At 69.7% G+C, this 17,134-nt stretch carries 19 protein-coding genes and 1 pseudogene; 13 read left to right on the top strand and 7 right to left on the bottom strand.

What is annotated here, in order from left to right; translation table 11 throughout:
* The first annotated feature begins 11 nt into the window (after positions 1 to 11).
* Complete coding sequence (locus H507_RS0108100; protein ID WP_022910220.1) at positions 12 to 1,139, top strand: hypothetical protein; 1,128 nt, start codon at positions 12 to 14, stop codon at positions 1,137 to 1,139.
* On the opposite strand, the gene lat is transcribed toward H507_RS0108100, so the two are convergent.
* Both lat and H507_RS15625 read right to left on the bottom strand, forming a co-directional pair.
* Positions 1,120 to 2,427, bottom strand: a complete 1,308-nt coding sequence (gene lat / locus H507_RS15630; protein ID WP_022910219.1) for an L-lysine 6-transaminase — start codon at positions 2,425 to 2,427, stop codon at positions 1,120 to 1,122. The two genes, H507_RS0108100 and lat, sit on opposite strands and share 20 nt — an antisense overlap.
* 86 nt (positions 2,428 to 2,513) lie before the next feature.
* The gene (locus H507_RS15625) at positions 2,514 to 2,741 is read right to left on the bottom strand and encodes a DUF6767 domain-containing protein (protein ID WP_022910218.1); all 228 of its coding nucleotides are present in this window, start codon (positions 2,739 to 2,741) and stop codon (positions 2,514 to 2,516) included.
* Positions 2,742 to 2,985: 244 nt separating this feature from the next.
* Between H507_RS15625 and H507_RS18455 the strand changes: the two are divergent.
* Positions 2,986 to 3,135, top strand: a pseudogene (locus H507_RS18455) (hypothetical protein); the annotation flags it as partial.
* A gap of 49 nt (positions 3,136 to 3,184) precedes the next feature.
* A complete protein-coding gene (locus H507_RS17310) occupies positions 3,185 to 3,472 on the top strand; it encodes an HAD family hydrolase (RefSeq protein WP_022910217.1) in 288 nt (95 codons plus the stop codon).
* A gap of 19 nt (positions 3,473 to 3,491) precedes the next feature.
* Here H507_RS17310 and H507_RS0108080 read toward each other — a convergent pair whose 3' ends face one another.
* Together H507_RS0108080 and H507_RS0108075 are read right to left on the bottom strand one after the other, a co-directional pair.
* Positions 3,492 to 3,965: a heme-binding protein gene (locus H507_RS0108080; protein WP_022910216.1), complete on the bottom strand. Its 474-nt coding sequence runs from the start codon at positions 3,963 to 3,965 to the stop codon at positions 3,492 to 3,494.
* Positions 3,962 to 5,014: a Gfo/Idh/MocA family protein gene (locus tag H507_RS0108075; protein WP_022910215.1), complete on the bottom strand. Its 1,053-nt coding sequence runs from the start codon at positions 5,012 to 5,014 to the stop codon at positions 3,962 to 3,964. Before H507_RS0108075 ends, H507_RS0108080 begins: the two co-directional genes overlap by 4 nt.
* A gap of 87 nt (positions 5,015 to 5,101) precedes the next feature.
* Here H507_RS0108075 and H507_RS0108070 point away from each other — a divergent pair, with 87 nt between their 5' ends.
* From H507_RS0108070 to metW, 5 genes are all read left to right on the top strand, one after another.
* Positions 5,102 to 6,154 (top strand): LacI family DNA-binding transcriptional regulator, encoded by a 1,053-nt coding sequence (locus H507_RS0108070; protein WP_022910214.1) that lies wholly within the window; start codon positions 5,102 to 5,104, stop codon positions 6,152 to 6,154.
* A complete protein-coding gene (locus tag H507_RS15615; protein WP_022910213.1) occupies positions 6,151 to 8,157 on the top strand; it encodes a GMC family oxidoreductase in 2,007 nt (668 codons plus the stop codon). Before H507_RS0108070 ends, H507_RS15615 begins: the two co-directional genes overlap by 4 nt.
* A 56-nt stretch (positions 8,158 to 8,213) precedes the next feature.
* Entirely contained in the window at positions 8,214 to 8,705 is a 492-nt protein-coding gene (locus tag H507_RS0108060; protein ID WP_026377964.1) for an aminoacyl-tRNA deacylase, read from the top strand.
* Between the two features lie 76 nt (positions 8,706 to 8,781).
* A complete protein-coding gene (gene metX, locus H507_RS15610) occupies positions 8,782 to 9,927 on the top strand; it encodes a homoserine O-acetyltransferase MetX (protein ID WP_022910211.1) in 1,146 nt (381 codons plus the stop codon).
* Entirely contained in the window at positions 9,927 to 10,574 is a 648-nt protein-coding gene (gene metW, locus H507_RS15605) for a methionine biosynthesis protein MetW (protein ID WP_022910210.1), read from the top strand. Before metX ends, metW begins: the two co-directional genes overlap by 1 nt.
* On the opposite strand, the gene H507_RS0108045 is transcribed toward metW, so the two are convergent.
* A complete protein-coding gene (locus H507_RS0108045; RefSeq protein WP_026377963.1) occupies positions 10,552 to 11,490 on the bottom strand; it encodes a 5'-3' exonuclease in 939 nt (312 codons plus the stop codon). The two genes, metW and H507_RS0108045, sit on opposite strands and share 23 nt — an antisense overlap.
* A gap of 45 nt (positions 11,491 to 11,535) precedes the next feature.
* Here H507_RS0108045 and H507_RS0108040 point away from each other — a divergent pair, with 45 nt between their 5' ends.
* The 4 genes from H507_RS0108040 to H507_RS15590 are packed head-to-tail and all read left to right on the top strand — an operon-like array spanning position 11,536 to position 14,991.
* A complete protein-coding gene (locus tag H507_RS0108040) occupies positions 11,536 to 12,000 on the top strand; it encodes an Lrp/AsnC family transcriptional regulator (protein WP_026377962.1) in 465 nt (154 codons plus the stop codon).
* Positions 11,997 to 13,592, top strand: coding sequence for an apolipoprotein N-acyltransferase (gene lnt / locus H507_RS15600; RefSeq protein ID WP_022910207.1), 1,596 nt, complete (start codon positions 11,997 to 11,999; stop codon positions 13,590 to 13,592). Before H507_RS0108040 ends, lnt begins: the two co-directional genes overlap by 4 nt.
* Before the next feature lie 40 nt (positions 13,593 to 13,632).
* Positions 13,633 to 14,391 (top strand): polyprenol monophosphomannose synthase, encoded by a 759-nt coding sequence (locus H507_RS15595; RefSeq protein WP_040438168.1) that lies wholly within the window; start codon positions 13,633 to 13,635, stop codon positions 14,389 to 14,391.
* Positions 14,392 to 14,427: 36 nt separating this feature from the next.
* Positions 14,428 to 14,991, top strand: a complete 564-nt coding sequence (locus tag H507_RS15590; protein WP_022910205.1) for an FxsA family protein — start codon at positions 14,428 to 14,430, stop codon at positions 14,989 to 14,991.
* 4 nt (positions 14,992 to 14,995) lie between these two features.
* Here H507_RS15590 and H507_RS0108020 read toward each other — a convergent pair whose 3' ends face one another.
* Both H507_RS0108020 and H507_RS0108015 read right to left on the bottom strand, forming a co-directional pair.
* Positions 14,996 to 15,334, bottom strand: coding sequence for an RNA polymerase-binding protein RbpA (locus H507_RS0108020; protein ID WP_026377961.1), 339 nt, complete (start codon positions 15,332 to 15,334; stop codon positions 14,996 to 14,998).
* A 100-nt stretch (positions 15,335 to 15,434) separates the two neighbouring features.
* Positions 15,435 to 16,214, bottom strand: a complete 780-nt coding sequence (locus H507_RS0108015) for a glycerophosphodiester phosphodiesterase family protein (RefSeq protein WP_026377960.1) — start codon at positions 16,212 to 16,214, stop codon at positions 15,435 to 15,437.
* Between the two features lie 63 nt (positions 16,215 to 16,277).
* On the opposite strand from H507_RS0108015, the gene pdxY reads away from it, so the two are divergent.
* The gene (gene pdxY, locus H507_RS0108010; RefSeq protein WP_022910204.1) at positions 16,278 to 17,126 is read left to right on the top strand and encodes a pyridoxal kinase PdxY; all 849 of its coding nucleotides are present in this window, start codon (positions 16,278 to 16,280) and stop codon (positions 17,124 to 17,126) included.
* Positions 17,127 to 17,134 lie beyond the last annotated feature (8 nt).

Here is a 17,134-nt window from a genome sequence, read left to right as displayed (position 1 = left end):
ATCATTGGTTCATGTACCAGAGTGGCACTTCGGGCCGCATCGTGGCGGCCCTCGTCTCCGAGGGAATCCTCGACACAGCCCGTGCCGAGGCCGCCCTCACCGTGGTCGAGCGCTCGCTCGCGACTACGCCCGTGCCGGCCGCCACTCCCACCGCCGCCGACGCCGTGAAGACCAGCCCGGCGGAGGGGGTGCTCGCCGCTCCTCCATCCGCCCCGCCCGCGGGCAGTGGTCGCCCGCGTCTGTCGGAGGTCGCAGGCTATGCCGGCGCCGCCCTGGTGGTCGCCTCCATCGTGCTGCTGGGGGCCCAGTACTGGGGTGAGATCGAACCGCTGCCCCGTAGCATCATCATCCTGGCCATCGCCGCAGTGCTGCTCGTCGGGGCGGCCCTCACCACCCGGATCGCCGGGGGCTCCTGGAACAGCGGACGACGCCTCGCCCTTCGTCCTCGCTACTTCGTCAGCACGTTGACGTTGGCGGCTGCCGTCGGCGTCGGACTGGCCGTGGGCAGCTACCTGTTCACCACCCGGTACCACCCACCCGAGAACTACGACATGCACAACGTGTCGATGACCTGGGGTGTCTCGGTGGCCTTGGTGGTGCTGCTGGTGGCCTATCTGGTGGTCCCGAGCATCGTGGTGCACCTGGGCCTGGCGATCGCCGTGTTCAACCTGATCGTCACCACCTGGCTGGGCGAGGGTCGCGGTGCAGAACTGTGGCGCAGCCTGGCCATCCTGGTGGTCGGTGCCACGTGGCTCGTGCTGGCCGAACTGCACCGGTGGCGCGAGGTGACCCTGGGCAGGGCCGTCGGGTCGGTGTACCTGCTCGCCGGTGCGCAGTTCCTGCTCAGCCAGGAGAACCCCGGATGGGCCCACGCCATGACCTTCGCGATCGCGTTGGTGCTGTTCGGGTTGTACTGGTGGCGCGGTGACTGGCCCTTCCTCGCCGTCGGGGTGGTGGCTCTGACCGTCTCGGTCACCGAGGCACTGGTCGAGTGGACCGAGGGATCGCTGGGAGCCGGTGGGGCGGTGCTGATCGCCGGGCTGACGTTGCTGGCCTCGTCCGGTGGTGCCATCCTGCTGCGGCGCCGCCGCGAACATCACGACGGGCAGCCCCCGCTGATCAGTCATCCCATCGGGTGAGCGCGTGGTCGAGCGCGTCACAGGCTCGGTCGATGGACCCGCGGGTGACGGTCAACGGCGGCCGCACCCGCAGGGACCGTTCACCACAGCCCAGCATGATCACGTGGTCACGCAACAGGTCGCCCAGCAAGGCGTCCCGCACGACCCGGTTGGGCAGGGTGATGGCGCACATCAGTCCCAGTCCGCGCGCGTTCGAGGCTGCCGGATGGCGTTCGCACAGCTCGGTCAGGCGTGACAACAGGTGGTCGCCCTCGATGGCGGCGTTGTCCATCAGGGCCTCCGACTCGATCACCTCGAGGATGCGTCGGCTGCGCACCATGTCGGTGAGGTTGCCGCCCCACGTGGAGTTGATCCGGCTGGGGACGCGGAACACGTTGTCGGGCACCTCGTCGACCCGGCCGCCGGCCATCAGCCCGCAGACCTGCAGTTTCTTGCCGAAGCTGACCACGTCGGGTTGCACGTCGAGCACCTGGTAGGCCCACGGCTTGCCCGTCATGCCGCCCCCGGTCTGCACCTCGTCAAGCACGAACAAGGAATCGTTGGCGTGGCAGAGGTCGCGCATGGCACGGAGGAACTGCGGCCTGAAGTGGTGGTCACCCCCCTCGGCCTGGATGGGCTCGGCGATGAAGCAGGCGATGTCGTGGGGGTGGGCGGCGAAGGCCTGCTCGGCCTCGGCCAGGGTGTGTGCCTCGACGCGGTCCATGTCGCGCCCCTCGGACAGGTACGGCGACGACAGCCGCGGCCATTCGAACTTCGGGTAGCGGGCGACCTTGCCGGGCTCGGTGTTGGTCAGGCTCATGGTGTAGCCGGAGCGTCCATGGAAGGCGTCGCGCAGGTGCAGCACCCGGGTACCCAACTCGGGGGAGCGATCCTGCGACTCGTTGTGTCGTGACTTCCAGTCGAAGCACACCTTCAACGCGTTCTCGACGGCGGCGGCCCCACCCTCGATGAAGAAGTAATGGGGCAGGGCCGGATCGCCCATGACCCGGGCGAAGGTGTCGACGAAGCGGGCCATCGCCTCGGTGTAGACGTCGGAGTTCGACGGCTTGTTCATCGCTGCGTCGAGCAGTTCCTCGCGGAAGGTGGCGTCGTCCACCAGCATCGGGTGGTTCATGCCCAGCGCGCTCGAGGCGAAGAAGGTGAACATGTCGAGGTACTGCTCACCCGTGGCCTGGTCGACGAGGGTGGTGCCGTGCGAGGCCTTCAGGTCGAGCACCAGCGGCAGTCCGTCCACGAGCAGGTGGGCGCCCAGTCGTGAGCGTACATCTTCGGCGGAATCTGTCCTCATGACGTGACACTAGCCGCGATCAAGGGATCGCGCCTGAGATATCGCTGTGATGCTGCGAAAGTGGTCCAAAACCTGTCGTGGGCGGTTCAGCTGGCGTTGCGTGCGGCCCGGCGGTACTCGGCCAACTGGTCCTTCATCTCCGGGTCGTCCATCACCAGCCAGACGAGGCCGCAGTCCTGGGGACCCGTGGCACCCGGCACGCACAGGGAGCAACGGTCGCCAGGTCGCAGGGGGCACATGGGCTGGACGAACGACTTCTGGCGGGCGGGCCTGCCTGTACCCGGGTTGTGGGGCTCACGCACGTCGGTCGTCATCGGGTCATCTCCTCGCGACCATGATCTCAGGGCGCCCTCACCTGCCCGGCGGCGGGGTGGCCCTTGACTACGGTGACAGCCATGACTGCGCGCTGGCCCCACGTCCTGTTCGATCTCGACGGCACCCTCGCCAACACCATCCCGATGATCCTGGCGTCGTACCGGTGGACGATCGAGCACTTCGGCCTGGAGCCCGGCCGACGACGCCACCATCCAGTCCTGGATCGGTCGCACGCTGATCGACATGTTCACCGAACTGGCCGGACCAGAGCGAGCCCCCGACCTGGTCACGGCCTACCGCGGCTGGCAGTACGAGCACTTCGAGGAGCTGATCCGGCCATACCCGGGAGTGCTCGAGGTGGTGCACGACCTGGCCGGGGCCGGGGTGGGCATGGCCGTGGTCACCTCGCGCTACCGCGAGAGCGCCGAATGGGCCCTGCGGGGTGCTGGGATTCGACGAGCACCTGCACGTCAGCGTCGGGCTGGAGGACTCGACCCGGCACAAACCGCACCCCGAACCCCTGCTCACGGCCTGCAAGACCCTGGCCTTCGACCCGGCGGCGGCGGTGTACGTGGGCGACGCCGCCGTCGACCTGCTGGCTGCGGTGGACGCAGGCATGGACGGGCTGGCCGTCACCTGGGGTGCCGGCCTGGCCGACGACCTGCGCGCCCTGCCGAACGCTGCGGTCGTCGACACGGCCGAGCAGTTGTCGGCTGTCCTGCTGGGCTGATCTGTCCTGCTGGGGCGGGTCAGGCCTCGTCCTGCTGGCGGAGCGCCAGCTGCTCGACACCCCACCGGACGAGCTCGTGGTCCTCGTCGGAGGTCAACCCCGAAGCGGTGATCGCCGCCACCACCCCCACCCCGGTCACCCGCACGGGGAATGAACCGCCCCCGGGCGCGTAACCGTGGTCAAGCCACCCGATCTCAACGGGGTCGATGCCCCAGACCCGGAACCGCTCGCCGGCGAGGGCACTCGAGCATTCCAGTCGCAGGGTGACGCGGGCCTTGCGTTCGGCCCAGACCTCCTGGTCGGGGCGGACCCCGGGCAGTGAGGCCCGGAACAGCTGCAGGTTGGCACGGCGGATGTCGACCAGCACCGCCAGCTTGTCCGACAGGGCCCGATCGACGACGAGGCACCCCAGCTGCCAGGCGTCGGCGGCATCGAAGTGCCGCAGCCAGATGACGTCCTGGGCCTCGAGCTCGGCGAGCCGATCACCGTTCATCGGGACGCCGCGGCCGAGGCCAACACCTGACGGCGGGCCTCGTCGAGGGTGGCGATGATCGAGACGATCTCGTCGTGCGGGTGCAGGGGCGACTCGGTGCGCCCCTCGCTGATCATGCGCGCGTAGGCCGACTGTTGCCACGACAGGCCCTCCATGCCGGGTCGGCCGGTGGTGTCGGTGTACTCGCCCCAGGCCTCACCCTCGCGGGAGAGGACCTTCAGCGTGGTCGGGTTGTAGAAGCGCCCGTCGAGTTCGACGCGGGCCTCGGTGCCGACGACGGTCGCCCGGTTGGACGACACGGCGGTGATGCTGGTGGTGAGGGTGGACGGTGCGTCCGTGCCGGCGTGGGTGAGGGCCACGGTCGCCGAGGTGTCGACACCGCTGTCCACTGCCCCCACGGCGGTCACCGAGGTGGGCGCTCCGAACAGCATGGAGGCCAGTTGGGCGGGATAGATGCCGAGGTCGAGCAGGGCTCCACCGCCGAGTTCCGGGCGGAAGAGTCGATGGCCCGGGGTGTGGGGGATCAGCTGGCCGTGGTCGGCGACCACGCTGTGCAGGTCGCCCAGCACACCCTCGGAGACCAGCCGACGGCAGATGTCGGTCTGCGGCAGGTAGCGCGACCACATCGCCTCCGTGACGAACACCCCGGCGGCCCGGGCCGCCTCGACCAGGGTGCGGGCGTCGTCCGGGGTGCAGGTGAAGGGCTTCTCGATGATCACGTGCTTGCCCGCCGCGATGGCTGCCAGGCCCTGCTGCAGGTGCTCACTCTGCGGCGTTGCGATGTAGACCACGTCGACGTCGGGGTCGGCGAGCAACTGCTCGTAGGAACCGTGGGCGCGCTCGATGCCGTGGTCCTTGGCGAACACCTCGGCTCGTTCGAGTGAGCGGGATCCGACGGCGACCATCCGCTGTGGGGTGTGGCGCATCGCCCGGGTGAAGATGTCGGCGATCCAGCCGGGACCGAGCAGCCCCCAGCGAAGCGAGGGCTCCTCGGGGGGCTGGGTGAACTCTGGCCCGGGGCTGAGCAACGAGGTGAGCGAGATGGGCATCGGCGTCTCCTGGGGTACGTGGTGATCGCAGCTTAGCTCGTTCCATTGGCACGTGCCAAGAGCGCCATGAAGGCCTAGGCTGGTGGCATGTCCAGCGACCATCCCGGCGTCCTGCCCACCATGAAGGACGTGGCAGACCGGGCCGGTGTCTCGCGGCAGACCGTCTCGTTGGTGATGCGCGGCCAGCCCGGGCCCAGTGACCACTCCCGCGAGCGCGTGCTCGCCGCGGCGAAGCAACTGGGCTACCACGCCAACGCTTCCGCCCGACTGCTCAGGCAACGTCGCACCGGGCTGATCGGGGTGCTCTACACCTCGCACAATGCGTTCGAGTTGCGGGTGGTCGACCGACTGCTGGAGCGGGCAGCCGAGCAGGGTCACCTGGTCGCCCTGGGCCCGGTCACCGAGAAGCGGACGACCGAGGTGGTGGTCACCCAACTCCTGGAACGTCGCGTCGAGGCCCTGGCCTGCTACAACCCCGACCCCGGCTCTGCCGCACTGCGGGCAGCCATCGAGTTGATGCCGGTGGTCTGGCTGGGGGAGCGGACGACCGTTCCCGGGGTCGACGTCGTCCGCACCGATGACGAGAACGGTCTGCAGCTGGTGGTCGACCACCTCGTCGAGCTGGGCCACACCCGCATCACCTACGCCGGCGGCCTACCCGCCGGTGTCGGTTCGGACCGGGCGGCCGCCTACCGCAGTGCGATGGCAGCGGCCGGACTGACCGATCACATCGACGTCGTCGAGGTCGGCTTCGGTGAGGAGGACGGGGCCGCCGCGGCCAGGGTGCTGCTGGCACGCAGCCAACGGCCCACCGCGGTGGTGACAGGTTCCGACCAGTGCGCAGCGGGAGTCCTGGCGGTGCTCGCCCGCGCCGGCGTCTCGGTGCCCGAGGACATCTCGGTCACCGGCTACGACGACAGCGACGTGGCCGCCCGGTCGTACCACCAACTGACCACCGTCCGCCAGGACGTAGACCTCACCGTCGAGGCGATCCTCGACTCCATTACCAGCCGGCTGGACGACCCGACCCGATCGCCGCGGGACGTGGCCACGGTGGCGACGCTGCAGCGGCGCGCCTCGACCGCGGCGCCACACCCCCGAGCCAGCACCCCCACCGCACCGAGGACGGACGAATCGTGAGCACCCTGCACCAGTTGGCCGAACGTCTCTCACCGGGCGTCGACCCGCTCGACGTCGACGCCGTGGCCCAGGCCTGGCAGGCCGACCAGCCTGAGCGGTTGGCCGCGGTGCTGCGCCTGGCCGGGGCACCGGACGACGCGTCCGACCACCCAGCCTTCGCCGATGCCGTCGCCCTGGCCGAGCAGGCACGGTGGGCCAATCCCCGCCAACTGCCCGCCGACCAGGTGTCGTCCTGGCGTGAGGTGGGGTTCACCACCGAACCCGCCGACGGGGGAGGCTGGCCCCCGGTGAGTCTGGCCCCGCCCCGCACCACCGCCTTCGGTGACGTGCACGAGGGCTACGACGTGGTCGTCATCGGCTCGGGCATCGGCAGCCTCGCCGCCAAGGTGGCAGCGGAGTCCGGCGCGACGGTGCTGTTGGTCGAGGCGGGCAGCTGGCTCGGTGCCGAGCGGGCTCGTCCGGACGCCTTGCGCAACCAACGGTTCGTCACCGGGCTGGAGACCCCCGCCGGGCCGGAGCTCGCCCCCAACCCGCGGGTCGTGGGGGAGCCGCCCGAGCCGGCGCTCGCCACCGAGGGACGGTGGAGCAACAACGCTTTCACCGTCGGGGGCGGCACCCGCGTGTTCGGCGCCCAGGCATGGCGGTTCAGCCGGGAGGACTTCAGGATGGCGTCCACGTACGGGGTGCCCGAGGGATCGAGCCTGGCTGACTGGCCGGTGAGCGTCGACGACATCGCCCCCTGGTACCTGAGGGTGGAACACGAGTTGGGGGTGAGCGGGTCACGCGAGGGCAACCGCTTCGCCGGTACCGACGAGCCCTACCCGATGCCCCCGCTGCCGATGAACCACTCGGGTGAGGTGATGGCCGAAGCGGCGGCTCGACTGGGCTGGTCGACCAACCGGGTGCCGCTGCTGATCAACTCCGTCGAACGCGGTGGACGCCCCGCCTGCCGCGCGTGTGGGGCCTGTGTGGGCTTCCCGTGTCGGGCCGAGGCCAAGAACGGCACCCACAACACGGCGCTGCCTCTGGCTCTGGCCACGGGCCTCTGCTCGCTGGTCACGGGCACCCGCGCCGTCCGGATCACGACCCACCACGGTCGGGTCGACGGCGTCGACCTGGTCGACCTCACGACCGGGGCCCGCCGGTGGGTACGCGCCGGGAAGGTGGTGCTCGCCGCGGGGGCGGTCGAGTCGGCCCGGCTGCTCCTGCTGAGCGCGCACGACGGTGAGCCCGACGGTCTCGGCAACCGATCGGACCAGGTGGGACGACACCTGCAGGCCCACCTCTACCCGGGAGCGCTGGGACTGACCGACGAGGTGATCCAGGACGGTGTCGGTCCGGGCCCCACCATCGCCGTGTCGGGGTTCCGCCACGGCAACCCCGGCATCGTCGGGGGCGGCATGCTGGCCAACGACTTCGTCCCCCTGCCCGAGTTCACCATCTCGGTGCTGCAGCGGGCGGGAGTCCTGCCCGACCACGGAGCCGGGGTGCACGCCGGCCTGGCGCGCCACTACCGGCGACACATCATGATCTTCGGACCCATCCAGGAGGTGACGACCGCCGACGCACGCGTGCGCCTGGCGCACGGGGTGACCGATGCGTGGGGGGTCCCGGTGGCGCGGCTGTCGGGTCGCCTGCACCGGGAGGACCATCGCACCGCCGCGTTCATGCTCGAGCGTGCGGTCGAGTGGCTCGAGGCCGCCGGGTGTCGCGAGGTGTTCGGCCTGCCGTCGGGTGGCACGGGTGTCTCGGGCGGGACGGGTGTGGCAGCGAGCGACCAGGAACTCTCGGGCGGGCCGTCCGTCGGTCAGCACCAGGCGGGCACCTGCCGGATGGGGGACGATCCGGCCACCTCGGTGGTCGACCCGCGCGGACGGGTCTGGGGGCACGAAAACCTCGCCGTCGCCGACACCTCGGTCCACGTGACCAATGGGGCGGTGAACCCCGTGTTGACGGGATTGGCGCTGGGCTGGAGGACGACCGCGTTGTTGATGGCGCACTGAGTTCAAATAGGGGGGACACCGGCGTGCTGCACCTGTGCATCGATTACCGTCCGTGCATGGGCAGGCGAACACACCCTTCCGAGACCCCCGCGACGACGGTGCTGCGACGAGCGGGGGTGTCCTTCGACCCCTTGGTCTACTCGTGGGTCGACCACGGTGGCACCTCGGAGTCGGCCCGACAACTGGGCCTCGACGAGCATGCCGTCATCAAGACCCTGGTGATGCAGGACGAGGAGGCGCAGCCGCTGGTCGTCCTGATGCACGGCGACCGTGAGGTCTCGACCAAGCAGTTGGCCCGCCAGATCGGGTGCAAGTCGGTGACCCCGTGCACACCGGCGATCGCCCAGCGCCACAGCGGCTACCAGATCGGCGGCACCTCCCCGTTCGGGGTGCGCAAGCCGATGCCCGTCTTCGTGGAGTCGACGGTGCTCGACCTCGACGAGATCGCCATCAACGGTGGCCGGCGCGGGTTCCTGGTGAAGATCGACCCCACTGTGCTGACCGACGTGCTGTCGGCGACGCCGGTGCAGGTCGCCAGCCCGGACTGAGCAACCAGCCCACACTGAACCAGCCCACAGTGAACGGGGTTCGCCGTCGCCGGGTCGGTGCGACAGACTGGGACGCATGAGTGCACCCGCCCCCGACCCCGGCCTGGGTCTGGTGACGACGCACAACGTGCGGCTGTTCGACGAGGACCAGCCGCTCGAACTGGCCAGCGGGGCGACGCTGGGGCCCGTCGACGTGGCCTACGAGACCTACGGCACCCTGAATGCCGCACGCGACAACGCCGTCTACATCTGTCACGCGCTGACCGGCGACGCCCACGCGGCGGGATGGCACGAGGGTGACCGGCGACCCGGCTGGTGGGACAACCTGATCGGTCCCGGTCGGGCCGTCGACACCGACCGCTGGTTCGTGGTCAGCAGCAACCTGCTGGGCGGGTGCCAAGGGACCACCGGGCCCAGTTCCACCAATCCGGCGACCGGACGCGCCTACGGCCTCGACTTCCCCCTGGTACAGATGAGCGACTTCGTCGACGTGCACTTGGCCCTGGCCCGACACCTGGGCATCGAGACGTTCCACGCGGTTGTTGGTGGCTCGTTGGGTGGGATGCAGGCCCTGCAGTGGGCGCTACAGGCCCCCCAGACCCTGCAGCGTGCCGTGATGATCGCCTCGTCCAGCCGGTTGACGGCCCAGAACATCGCCTTCTCGGCGGTGGGACGCCAAGCCATCATGCGCGACGAGAACTTCCACGCGGGCCAGTTCGCCCAACACGGCCACAACCCCGACGTCGGGTTGGCCATCGCCCGGATGATGGCGCACATCACCTACCTGTCGGAGGAGGCCTTCCAGACCAAGTTCGGACGGGATCCGCAGACCGAACCCACCCCGGGGTTCGGGATCGACTTCGCGGTCGAGTCATACCTCGACCACCAGGGTGAGGCCTTCCTGTCGCGGTTCGACGCGCTCAGCTACCTCTACCTCACGCGGGTGATGGACTACTTCGACCCGTTCGCCGATCCGGCCGCCCTGACCACGTTGCTGGACGACCCGGTCGACTTCCTGGTGATGAGCTTCGACTCCGACTGGCGCTTCTCGACCGAGCACAGCCGCAGGATCGTCCGGGTGCTCGAACAGGCGGGGCTCCCGGTCAGCTTCCGTGAGGTGCGTTCCGACTGGGGCCACGACTCGTTCCTGCTCGAGGTGCCGACCTACCACGAGACGATCGAGGCCTTCCTGACCGCCAACCGTGAGGTGGAGGGCTTCTGATGGTGCTGCGCGCGGATCTGCAACTGCTGGCCGGGTTGGTGCCCGAGGGCTCCCGGGTGCTCGACCTGGGCTGCGGCGACGGGGCCCTGCTCGCCCACCTGTTCCGCACCAGGGCCTGCGTCGGCACCGGTGTCGAGAAGGACCCCGAGCAGGTGATCGCGGCGATCGGCCATCGCGTGCCCGTCATCGAGCTCGACCTCGACCACCAACTGGGGGAGTTCGCCGACAGCTCCTACGACGTCGTCGTGCTCTCGCGCACCCTGCAGACGGTGCACCAACCGGAACAACTGCTCAGCGAGATGGCCAGGATCGGCCACCGGCTGGTCGTCTCGATGCCCAACTTCGGGCTGTGGCGGCACCGACTCCGGCTGCTGACCGGACGGATGCCGGTCAACAAGGACCTGCCGTACCACTGGTACGACACCCCGAACCTGAGGATGTCGTCGCTCTACGAACTCGAGCTGCTCTTCGACCGGCTCGGCCTGGTCGTCGAGCGGCGGGTGCCGCTGGCCGAGGACGCGCGGGCCTCCTGGTTCTCGGGCCTTCGTCCGAACCTGACCGCCGGGGCCGCGATCTACGTGTTGCACTCGCAGCGCTGGCACGCCGACGAGTCACTGAACCCTGTCAGTGACCCAGCGCTGCGTTGAGCCGCTCGGCTGACGACCCGAGCCCCCACCGTTCACTCAGGGCCGCCACCCGCTCCCCGTCCCAGGGCAGTGACTCCAGGTCGTCGACGCTCGGCAGGTCGAGGTCGGTGACCACCTGCACCACCACCTGGGCGGGTCCGAGGTACTCGACGGCGCCCGCCAGCTTGGTGCGCAGGCCGTTGGACATGCCCGAATCGGGATCGGTGGCGGCCACCGCGATCTCGTCCAGCCCGCCGTAGGCCTGGATCAGCTGAGCGGCGGACTTCTCCCCGATCCCCGCCACGCCGGGCAGACCGTCGGAGGCGTCACCGCGGAGCACCGAGAAGTCGACGTACTGGTCGGCGTTCACCCCGTACTTGGCCTCGACCCAGGCGGAATCGACCAGGTCGTGCTTGGCGACGCCCTTGCCGACGTAGATCACCTTCACCTCACCGGTTGCCAGTTGGAACAGGTCACGATCGCCGGTCACCACCAGCACCGGACGGGTGGCCTGGTGGGCGAGGGACCCCAGCACGTCGTCGGCCTCGTGGTCGTCGACGCCGATCACCGGGATCCCGTAGGCAGCGAGCACCTCGCGGATGATCGGTACCTGCACGGCCAACTCGTCGGCGGCCTCCTCGGCCTGTCCACTGACGGCACCGGTGCCGCCTGCCCCCACCACCTCGTGTGCGGCGTCACCGACGACCTGCGCGACGCGGTGGGCCTTGTAGCTGGGCACGAGGTCGACCCGCCAGGTCGGGCGCCAGTCGTTGTCCCACGCGCAGGCGATGGCTCCAGGGTGGTACTGCTCGATGAGTCGGGCCAGCGAGTCCATCAGTCCGCGGACCGCGTTCACGGGGGTGCCATCGGGGGAGGTCACGGAATTGGGCACCCCGAAGAACGACCGGAAGTAGAGCGACGCGGTGTCGAAAACCATGAGCGGAGTCGGGGTCACACGCGGAATGGTGCCACGATGGGCGGCATGGAGACCATTGATCACCACATTCTTGCGCTCCTGGCCGAGGACGGCCGCATGTCCTACACCGACATCGGCAAGGCGACGGGGCTGTCGACCTCTGCCGCCCAACAGCGTGTGCGGAGGCTCGAGCAGCGCGGGGTGATCACCTCGTACCGGGCGGTGCTGAGCCCCGAGCAACTCGGGCGCACCCTGACGGCATTCATCTCGATCAGGCCCTTCGACCCGGCCGAGGACGAACTCGTGCCTGCGGTGATCGGGACGATGCCCGAGGTGACCGACTGCTACTCGGTGGCCGGCGACGCGTCCTACCTGTTGAAGGTGCAGGTGGCCACGCCCGCCGAACTGGACGAGTTGCTCACCCGCATGCGGCTGCAGGCCAAGGTGTCGACCGCCACAACGATCGCGCTGACGACCCTGTTCACCGATCGTCCGCTGATCGCCGCCGACCCCAGGGGTGACCAGGCGTGACCAGCGACCGCCTGCGCGCCTGGCAGCGGGTGCCGCTGCTGGTGCTTGCCGGGGTCGTGACCGCCGGGGGGTTCGCCCCGCTGCAGTGGTGGCCGCTGGCGTTGCTCGGACCGGCCGCCTTCTTCTGGCTCGCCCGCGGAGGGCTCGAGCCCGACGGCAGGGTGAGCCTGCGGGTGGCGCGGGCAGGGGTGTGGCGCGGCTTCCTGTTCGGGCTGGGCTTCTACGGCGCCCTCGTCGGCTGGATCGGGGTGCTCGGCTGGTTCGTCGTGCCCGGGCTGGTGGGACTGATGGCGCTGCACACCGGCCTGGTGGGGCTGGGCGTGGCGCTCGTCCACCGATTGCGCTGGTGGCCCGTCTGGACGGCAGCCTGCTGGTCGCTGGGGGAGTGGACGGCCGCCCGCTACCCCTTCGGCGGGTTCGCGTGGGGCCGGCTCGCCTGGACCACCGCCGACCAACCACTGGGCGGATGGCTGGGCTTCGTGGGCGCCTCGGGGGTGAGCCTGCTGTGCGCGCTGGTCGCCGCAGCCGTCGCACACTGGGTGGAGCGTCCCCGGCTGCGGCCCTCGGTCTCGGAGGCAGTCGTCGTCGCCATCGTGCTGGCCGGACTGGGGCTGGGACGGGCCCCCGCCCTCCCGGCGACGGGCCAACGGGTGGCCGTGGGCATGGTGCAGGGCAACGTCGACGGCACCGCCGGGCCGGATTCGCTGGGCTATGCCCGTTCGGTCACCAACAACCACCTCTCGGAGACGATCGCCCTGATGGCGCGCGCCCGCACCGGCCTGGATCCTCGTCCGCAGTTCGTGCTGTGGCCCGAGAACTCCACCGACATCGACCCGACCGTCGACGCCGACACCCGCGAGATGATCACCGAGGCCCAGCAGCTGTCGGGTCTGCCCATGTTCATCGGCATCGTCCGCTACGGCCCCGGCCCCGACGAACGACAGACCTCGGGGCTGTGGTGGACCCAGCAGGGACCGGGGGAGCGCTACGACAAGCGGAATCTGGTCCCCTTCGGGGAGTACATCCCGTTCCGCGACGAACTGCTCCCGCGCTTCCCGATCCTGCAGCAGGTCGGAGCGCAGGGGGTTCCCGGCACCAAGCCGGGGGTCACCAGCGCCACCGTGGCGGGCCGCACCCTGCGGGTCGGCGACATCATCTGCTTCGAGTTGGCCTACGACTCCTCGGTGCACGACGTGGCCAGACTCGACCCGCAACTGGTGGTGGTGCAGTCGAACAACTCCACCTACACCTTCACCGGACAGCCCGCCCAGCAGTTCCAGATCACCCGGGTGCGAGCCATGGAGATGAGGCGTGACGTGGTGGTCGCGACCACCGGATCCTTCTCGGGTTGGATCGACCCCCACGGACGAGTGCTCGACCGCACCCGCGAGGCCACCGCAGCCGCGCGCACCTACGACGTCCCGGTGCGCTCCGGGGTCTCCATCGGGGTACTGGTCGGACCCTGGGTGGAGTCCGCCGCGGCGCTGGTGGCCCTGCTGGCCATGCTGACCTCGCTCGTGCTCGCCCGACGAGGGGGGAGACATCGGGTCGAGGGCTCCACGCGGAACCCGGGTGGCTACGCTGGTCCGTGAGGTCCACGCAGTCGGCGTGGCCGCGGACGAGGAGCTGTCGATGACCAGGCCACCCATCACCACCGTGCTCGTGGTGATCCCGACCTACAACGAGGCCGAGAACATCGAGAGCATCGTGGGACGGCTGCGCACGGCCGTGCCCGTCGCCGACGTGCTCGTCGCCGACGACAACTCCCCCGACGGCACCGGCGCGATCGCCGACCGGCTGGCGAAGAGCGACCCGCAGATCCACGTCATGCACCGGGCCGGCAAGCAGGGTCTGGGCGCCGCCTACCTCGCCGGATTCGCCTGGGGTCTGGAACGCAACTACGACGCCATCGTCGAGATGGACGCCGACGGCTCGCACCAGCCCGAGCAACTGCCGCTGCTGCTCGATGCCCTGCGTGATGCCGACATGGTGAAGGGTTCGCGCTACGTGCGAGGGGGCAGCACCGTCAACTGGCCCGCGGCCCGCAAGGTGATCAGCCGCGGCGGTTCGCTCTGGAGCGCCGCCGTGCTCGGCCTGCCGCTGCACGACGTGACGGGTGGCTTCAACGCCTTCCGCGCCGAGACCCTGCGCACCATCGGCCTCGACGAGATCGCGTCGGCCGGTTACTGCTTCCAGATCGATCTGGCGTGGCGCACCCACAAGGCCGGCCTGGTCATCAAGGAGGTGCCGATCGAGTTCGTGGAACGGGAGTTCGGTGACTCCAAGATGAACAAGGCGATCGTCGTCGAGGCCATGATCCGCACCACCTTGTGGGGTGTTGACCATCGCGCCAAGCAGGTCAAGCGCCTGGTGACGCGCGGGGGTCGCTGACATGGCCGAGCCTGCTGACGTGAACAGGTTCTCGCGATGAGTCGTCCCCGCTGGCTGGTGCCCGCCCTACTGGTGGTGTTCATCGGTCTGCCCATCCTCGAGGTCCTCATCCTGGTGAAGGTGGGCGACCTGATCGGTCTGTGGCCGACCATCGGGCTGCTCGTGCTGACCGCGGTGCTGGGCACGTGGCTGATGCGACGTGAGGGGACGAAGGCGTGGCGGGCGCTGATCGACGCGTTCGGGTCGGGCAAGGTTCCCAGCCGCGAACTGAGCGACGGGGCGCTGGTGTTGGCGGGTGGGATGCTGTTGACCCTGCCCGGGTTCACCACCGATGTGGTCGGCCTGGTCTGCCTGTTGCCCTTCACCCGCGCCATCCCGCGACGACTGCTGACGGCGATGGCCGAGCACCAGGTCGAGAGCCTCGGTCTCGGGTCGGGGATGCTGCCGGGCGCCATGGGCGGACGAGGCGGACGGGGCAGGGGCGGCGACGTGATCCCGGGCGAGGTGGTCGAACCCGACCCCGCCCCGGGTTCGGCCAGCACCACGAAGAAAACCCCCGACGACCCGCCACAGGCCATCGAGGGTTCCGTCATCGATTGAGTCCTCAGAGCTCCTGGCTCTTGCGGTGCAGGTCGAGACGCTCCTGCAGCAGTTCCTCGAGGTCACTGACCGAGCGGCGCTCGATCAGCATGTCCCAGTGGGTGCGCGGGGGCTTCTCGTCCTTCTCGGCCGCGACGGTGCCGTCGGAACGGACGGCCTGCTTGCCGCAGCGGGGGCACTCCCACACCGCCGGCAGTTCGGCCTCGCTCGCGAAGGTCAGGTCGAAGTGGTGCCCCTGGGGGCAGTCGAACCCGATCTGCAGACGCGAGGCGAACTCGATCCCCTCCTCGTCCTCGAAGCTCTTGGACCCCAAGCCCATGCCGCGCAATGCCCGGTCAGCCATCGTCCCCTCCTCAAAGGTCGGTCTTCGTCGAGCGTAGCGATCTGCGGCAAACCCGCGCAGGGTTTCACCCCACAGCCGCATCCGATGCTGGTACCCCAGGTCAGCGGCCGGTCCAGAGACCGCGGCTGATCAGCACCGTCTTCAGCACGTCGATGGCATCGCTCACGATGCCGTCGACACCGAGGTCGATCAGGTGGTGCATCTGGTCGGGGTCGTCGATCGTCCACACGTGCACCTGCCGACCCGCTCGGTGGGCACCGCGGACGAAGCCCCTGGTCACCACCGGCACCTGACGGCCGGCCACCGCTCGTCTGACGGGTACCTGATGGGCCCCTGCGGCGCCGGGGGCGGGCAACGACACCAGCCCCGCTGCCATCTGGGCCACCACCTCGACCCTGCTGCTCGACGTGAGCGCGCGTGGCCCCGCCAGCCGCCGGTACTCAGCCAGCCGCGCCGACGAGAAGGAGCCCACGCAGACCCGGTCGAAGGCATCCCGGTCGGCGAGCAGGGCCGCCAGCGGGGCCCCGGCGCCGGGCGCCTTCAGGTCGACGTTGAGGTTGGCCCCGGGAAAGGTGTCGAGCACCTCCCGGAACAGGGGGATCGGTTCGCCGTTGACGCGCACTTGCTGCACCTGTGCCCAGGTCAACTCGGCGATCAGACCGTGGGCGTCACTGACCCGGTCGAGCCGGTCGTCGTGGAAGGCGACCAGTTCCCCATCGGCGGTGAGGTGCACGTCGGTCTCGAGATAGCGGTAGCCCAGACCGACCGCGTGTTCGAAGGCGGTCAGCGTGTTCTCCTTGCCGACGTTGTCGGGCAACAGCGACCCGCCCCGGTGGGCCATCGCCACGAATCCGTTGCTGAGGTAGGGATGGGTGCTCACGGGTCGAGTCTGGCAGGAAGCCGTCGGTGGGGGGCGGTCGAGGGCAGGTGGAAGAATGCCGGGGTGACGACCATCCTCTCGATCCAGTCCCACGTGGCCTTCGGCCACGTCGGCAACTCGGCGGCCGTGTTCCCCCTGCAGCGACTGGGGGTGGAGGTGTGGCCGGTGCACACCGTGACCTTCTCGAACCACACCGGCTACGGGGCTTGGCGCGGACCGCTGATCCCTGCCGAAGAGGTGCTCGAGGTGGTGCGCGGTATCGACGACCGAGGCGAACTGGGGCGGGCTGATGCCGTGCTCAGCGGCTACCAGGGCGGCGAGGAGGTCGGGGCCGCGATCGTTCAGGCTGTGGCGCTGATCAAGCAACGCAACCCGGCCGCTCTCTACTGCTGCGACCCGGTGATGGGTGACGTCGGTCGCGGCTTCTACGCGCGCCCCGGCATCCCGGAGTTCATCCGCGACGTCGTCACCCCGATCGCCGACGTGATGAGCCCGAACCTGTTCGAGTTGGAGTTCCTGACGGGGCGCACCATCGCCTCCATCGAGGACGCCCGCGACGCGGCCCACGCGCTGCGCTCCCAGGGCCCCGAGACGGTGCTGGTCACCTCGGTCGTCACCCCGGATGAACCGGTGATGCGCATGCTCGCCGTGAACGCGGACGAGGCGTGGGTGGTCGAGACGCCCCTGTTCGCCAGCTACTTCACCGGTTCGGGTGACCTCACCTCGGCCATGTTCCTCGCCCATCTGCTCTCGGGTGGTGGGCTGCGCCGCGCGCTGGAGCAGACGGCGGCCATCGTCCACGGCGTGTTGAGGGTGACGGTGGAGTCGGAGCACTCGGAGTTGCAGCTGGTGGCCGGCCAGGAACAGATCGTGGCCCCGAACCAACGGTTCGAGGCCACGCGTCTGGACTGAGTGGTCAG

It is taken from the genome of Aestuariimicrobium kwangyangense DSM 21549 (assembly GCF_000421525.1).
GTDB lineage: Bacteria > Actinomycetota > Actinomycetes > Propionibacteriales > Propionibacteriaceae > Aestuariimicrobium > Aestuariimicrobium kwangyangense.
This window is presented reverse-complemented; position numbering and strand designations above follow the sequence as displayed.

What these genes read in the sequence shown, in the direction of transcription:
- lat (WP_022910219.1), bottom strand. Translation starts at nt 2,427, where the DNA reads ATGAGGACAGATTCCGCCGAAGATGTACGCTCACGACTGGGCGCCCAC.
- H507_RS0108070 (WP_022910214.1), top strand. Translation starts at nt 5,102, where the DNA reads ATGTCCAGCGACCATCCCGGCGTCCTGCCCACCATGAAGGACGTGGCA.
- metW (WP_022910210.1), top strand. Translation starts at nt 9,927, where the DNA reads ATGGTGCTGCGCGCGGATCTGCAACTGCTGGCCGGGTTGGTGCCCGAG.
- H507_RS0108045 (WP_026377963.1), bottom strand. Translation starts at nt 11,490, where the DNA reads ATGGTTTTCGACACCGCGTCGCTCTACTTCCGGTCGTTCTTCGGGGTG.
- H507_RS0108100 (WP_022910220.1), top strand. Translation starts at nt 12, where the DNA reads ATGTACCAGAGTGGCACTTCGGGCCGCATCGTGGCGGCCCTCGTCTCC.
- H507_RS15625 (WP_022910218.1), bottom strand. Translation starts at nt 2,741, where the DNA reads ATGACGACCGACGTGCGTGAGCCCCACAACCCGGGTACAGGCAGGCCC.
- H507_RS15590 (WP_022910205.1), top strand. Translation starts at nt 14,428, where the DNA reads ATGAGTCGTCCCCGCTGGCTGGTGCCCGCCCTACTGGTGGTGTTCATC.
- H507_RS0108080 (WP_022910216.1), bottom strand. Translation starts at nt 3,965, where the DNA reads ATGAACGGTGATCGGCTCGCCGAGCTCGAGGCCCAGGACGTCATCTGG.
- metX (WP_022910211.1), top strand. Translation starts at nt 8,782, where the DNA reads ATGAGTGCACCCGCCCCCGACCCCGGCCTGGGTCTGGTGACGACGCAC.
- H507_RS0108060 (WP_026377964.1), top strand. Translation starts at nt 8,214, where the DNA reads ATGGGCAGGCGAACACACCCTTCCGAGACCCCCGCGACGACGGTGCTG.
- H507_RS0108075 (WP_022910215.1), bottom strand. Translation starts at nt 5,014, where the DNA reads ATGCCCATCTCGCTCACCTCGTTGCTCAGCCCCGGGCCAGAGTTCACC.
- H507_RS15595 (WP_040438168.1), top strand. Translation starts at nt 13,633, where the DNA reads ATGACCAGGCCACCCATCACCACCGTGCTCGTGGTGATCCCGACCTAC.
- H507_RS0108040 (WP_026377962.1), top strand. Translation starts at nt 11,536, where the DNA reads ATGGAGACCATTGATCACCACATTCTTGCGCTCCTGGCCGAGGACGGC.
- H507_RS0108020 (WP_026377961.1), bottom strand. Translation starts at nt 15,334, where the DNA reads ATGGCTGACCGGGCATTGCGCGGCATGGGCTTGGGGTCCAAGAGCTTC.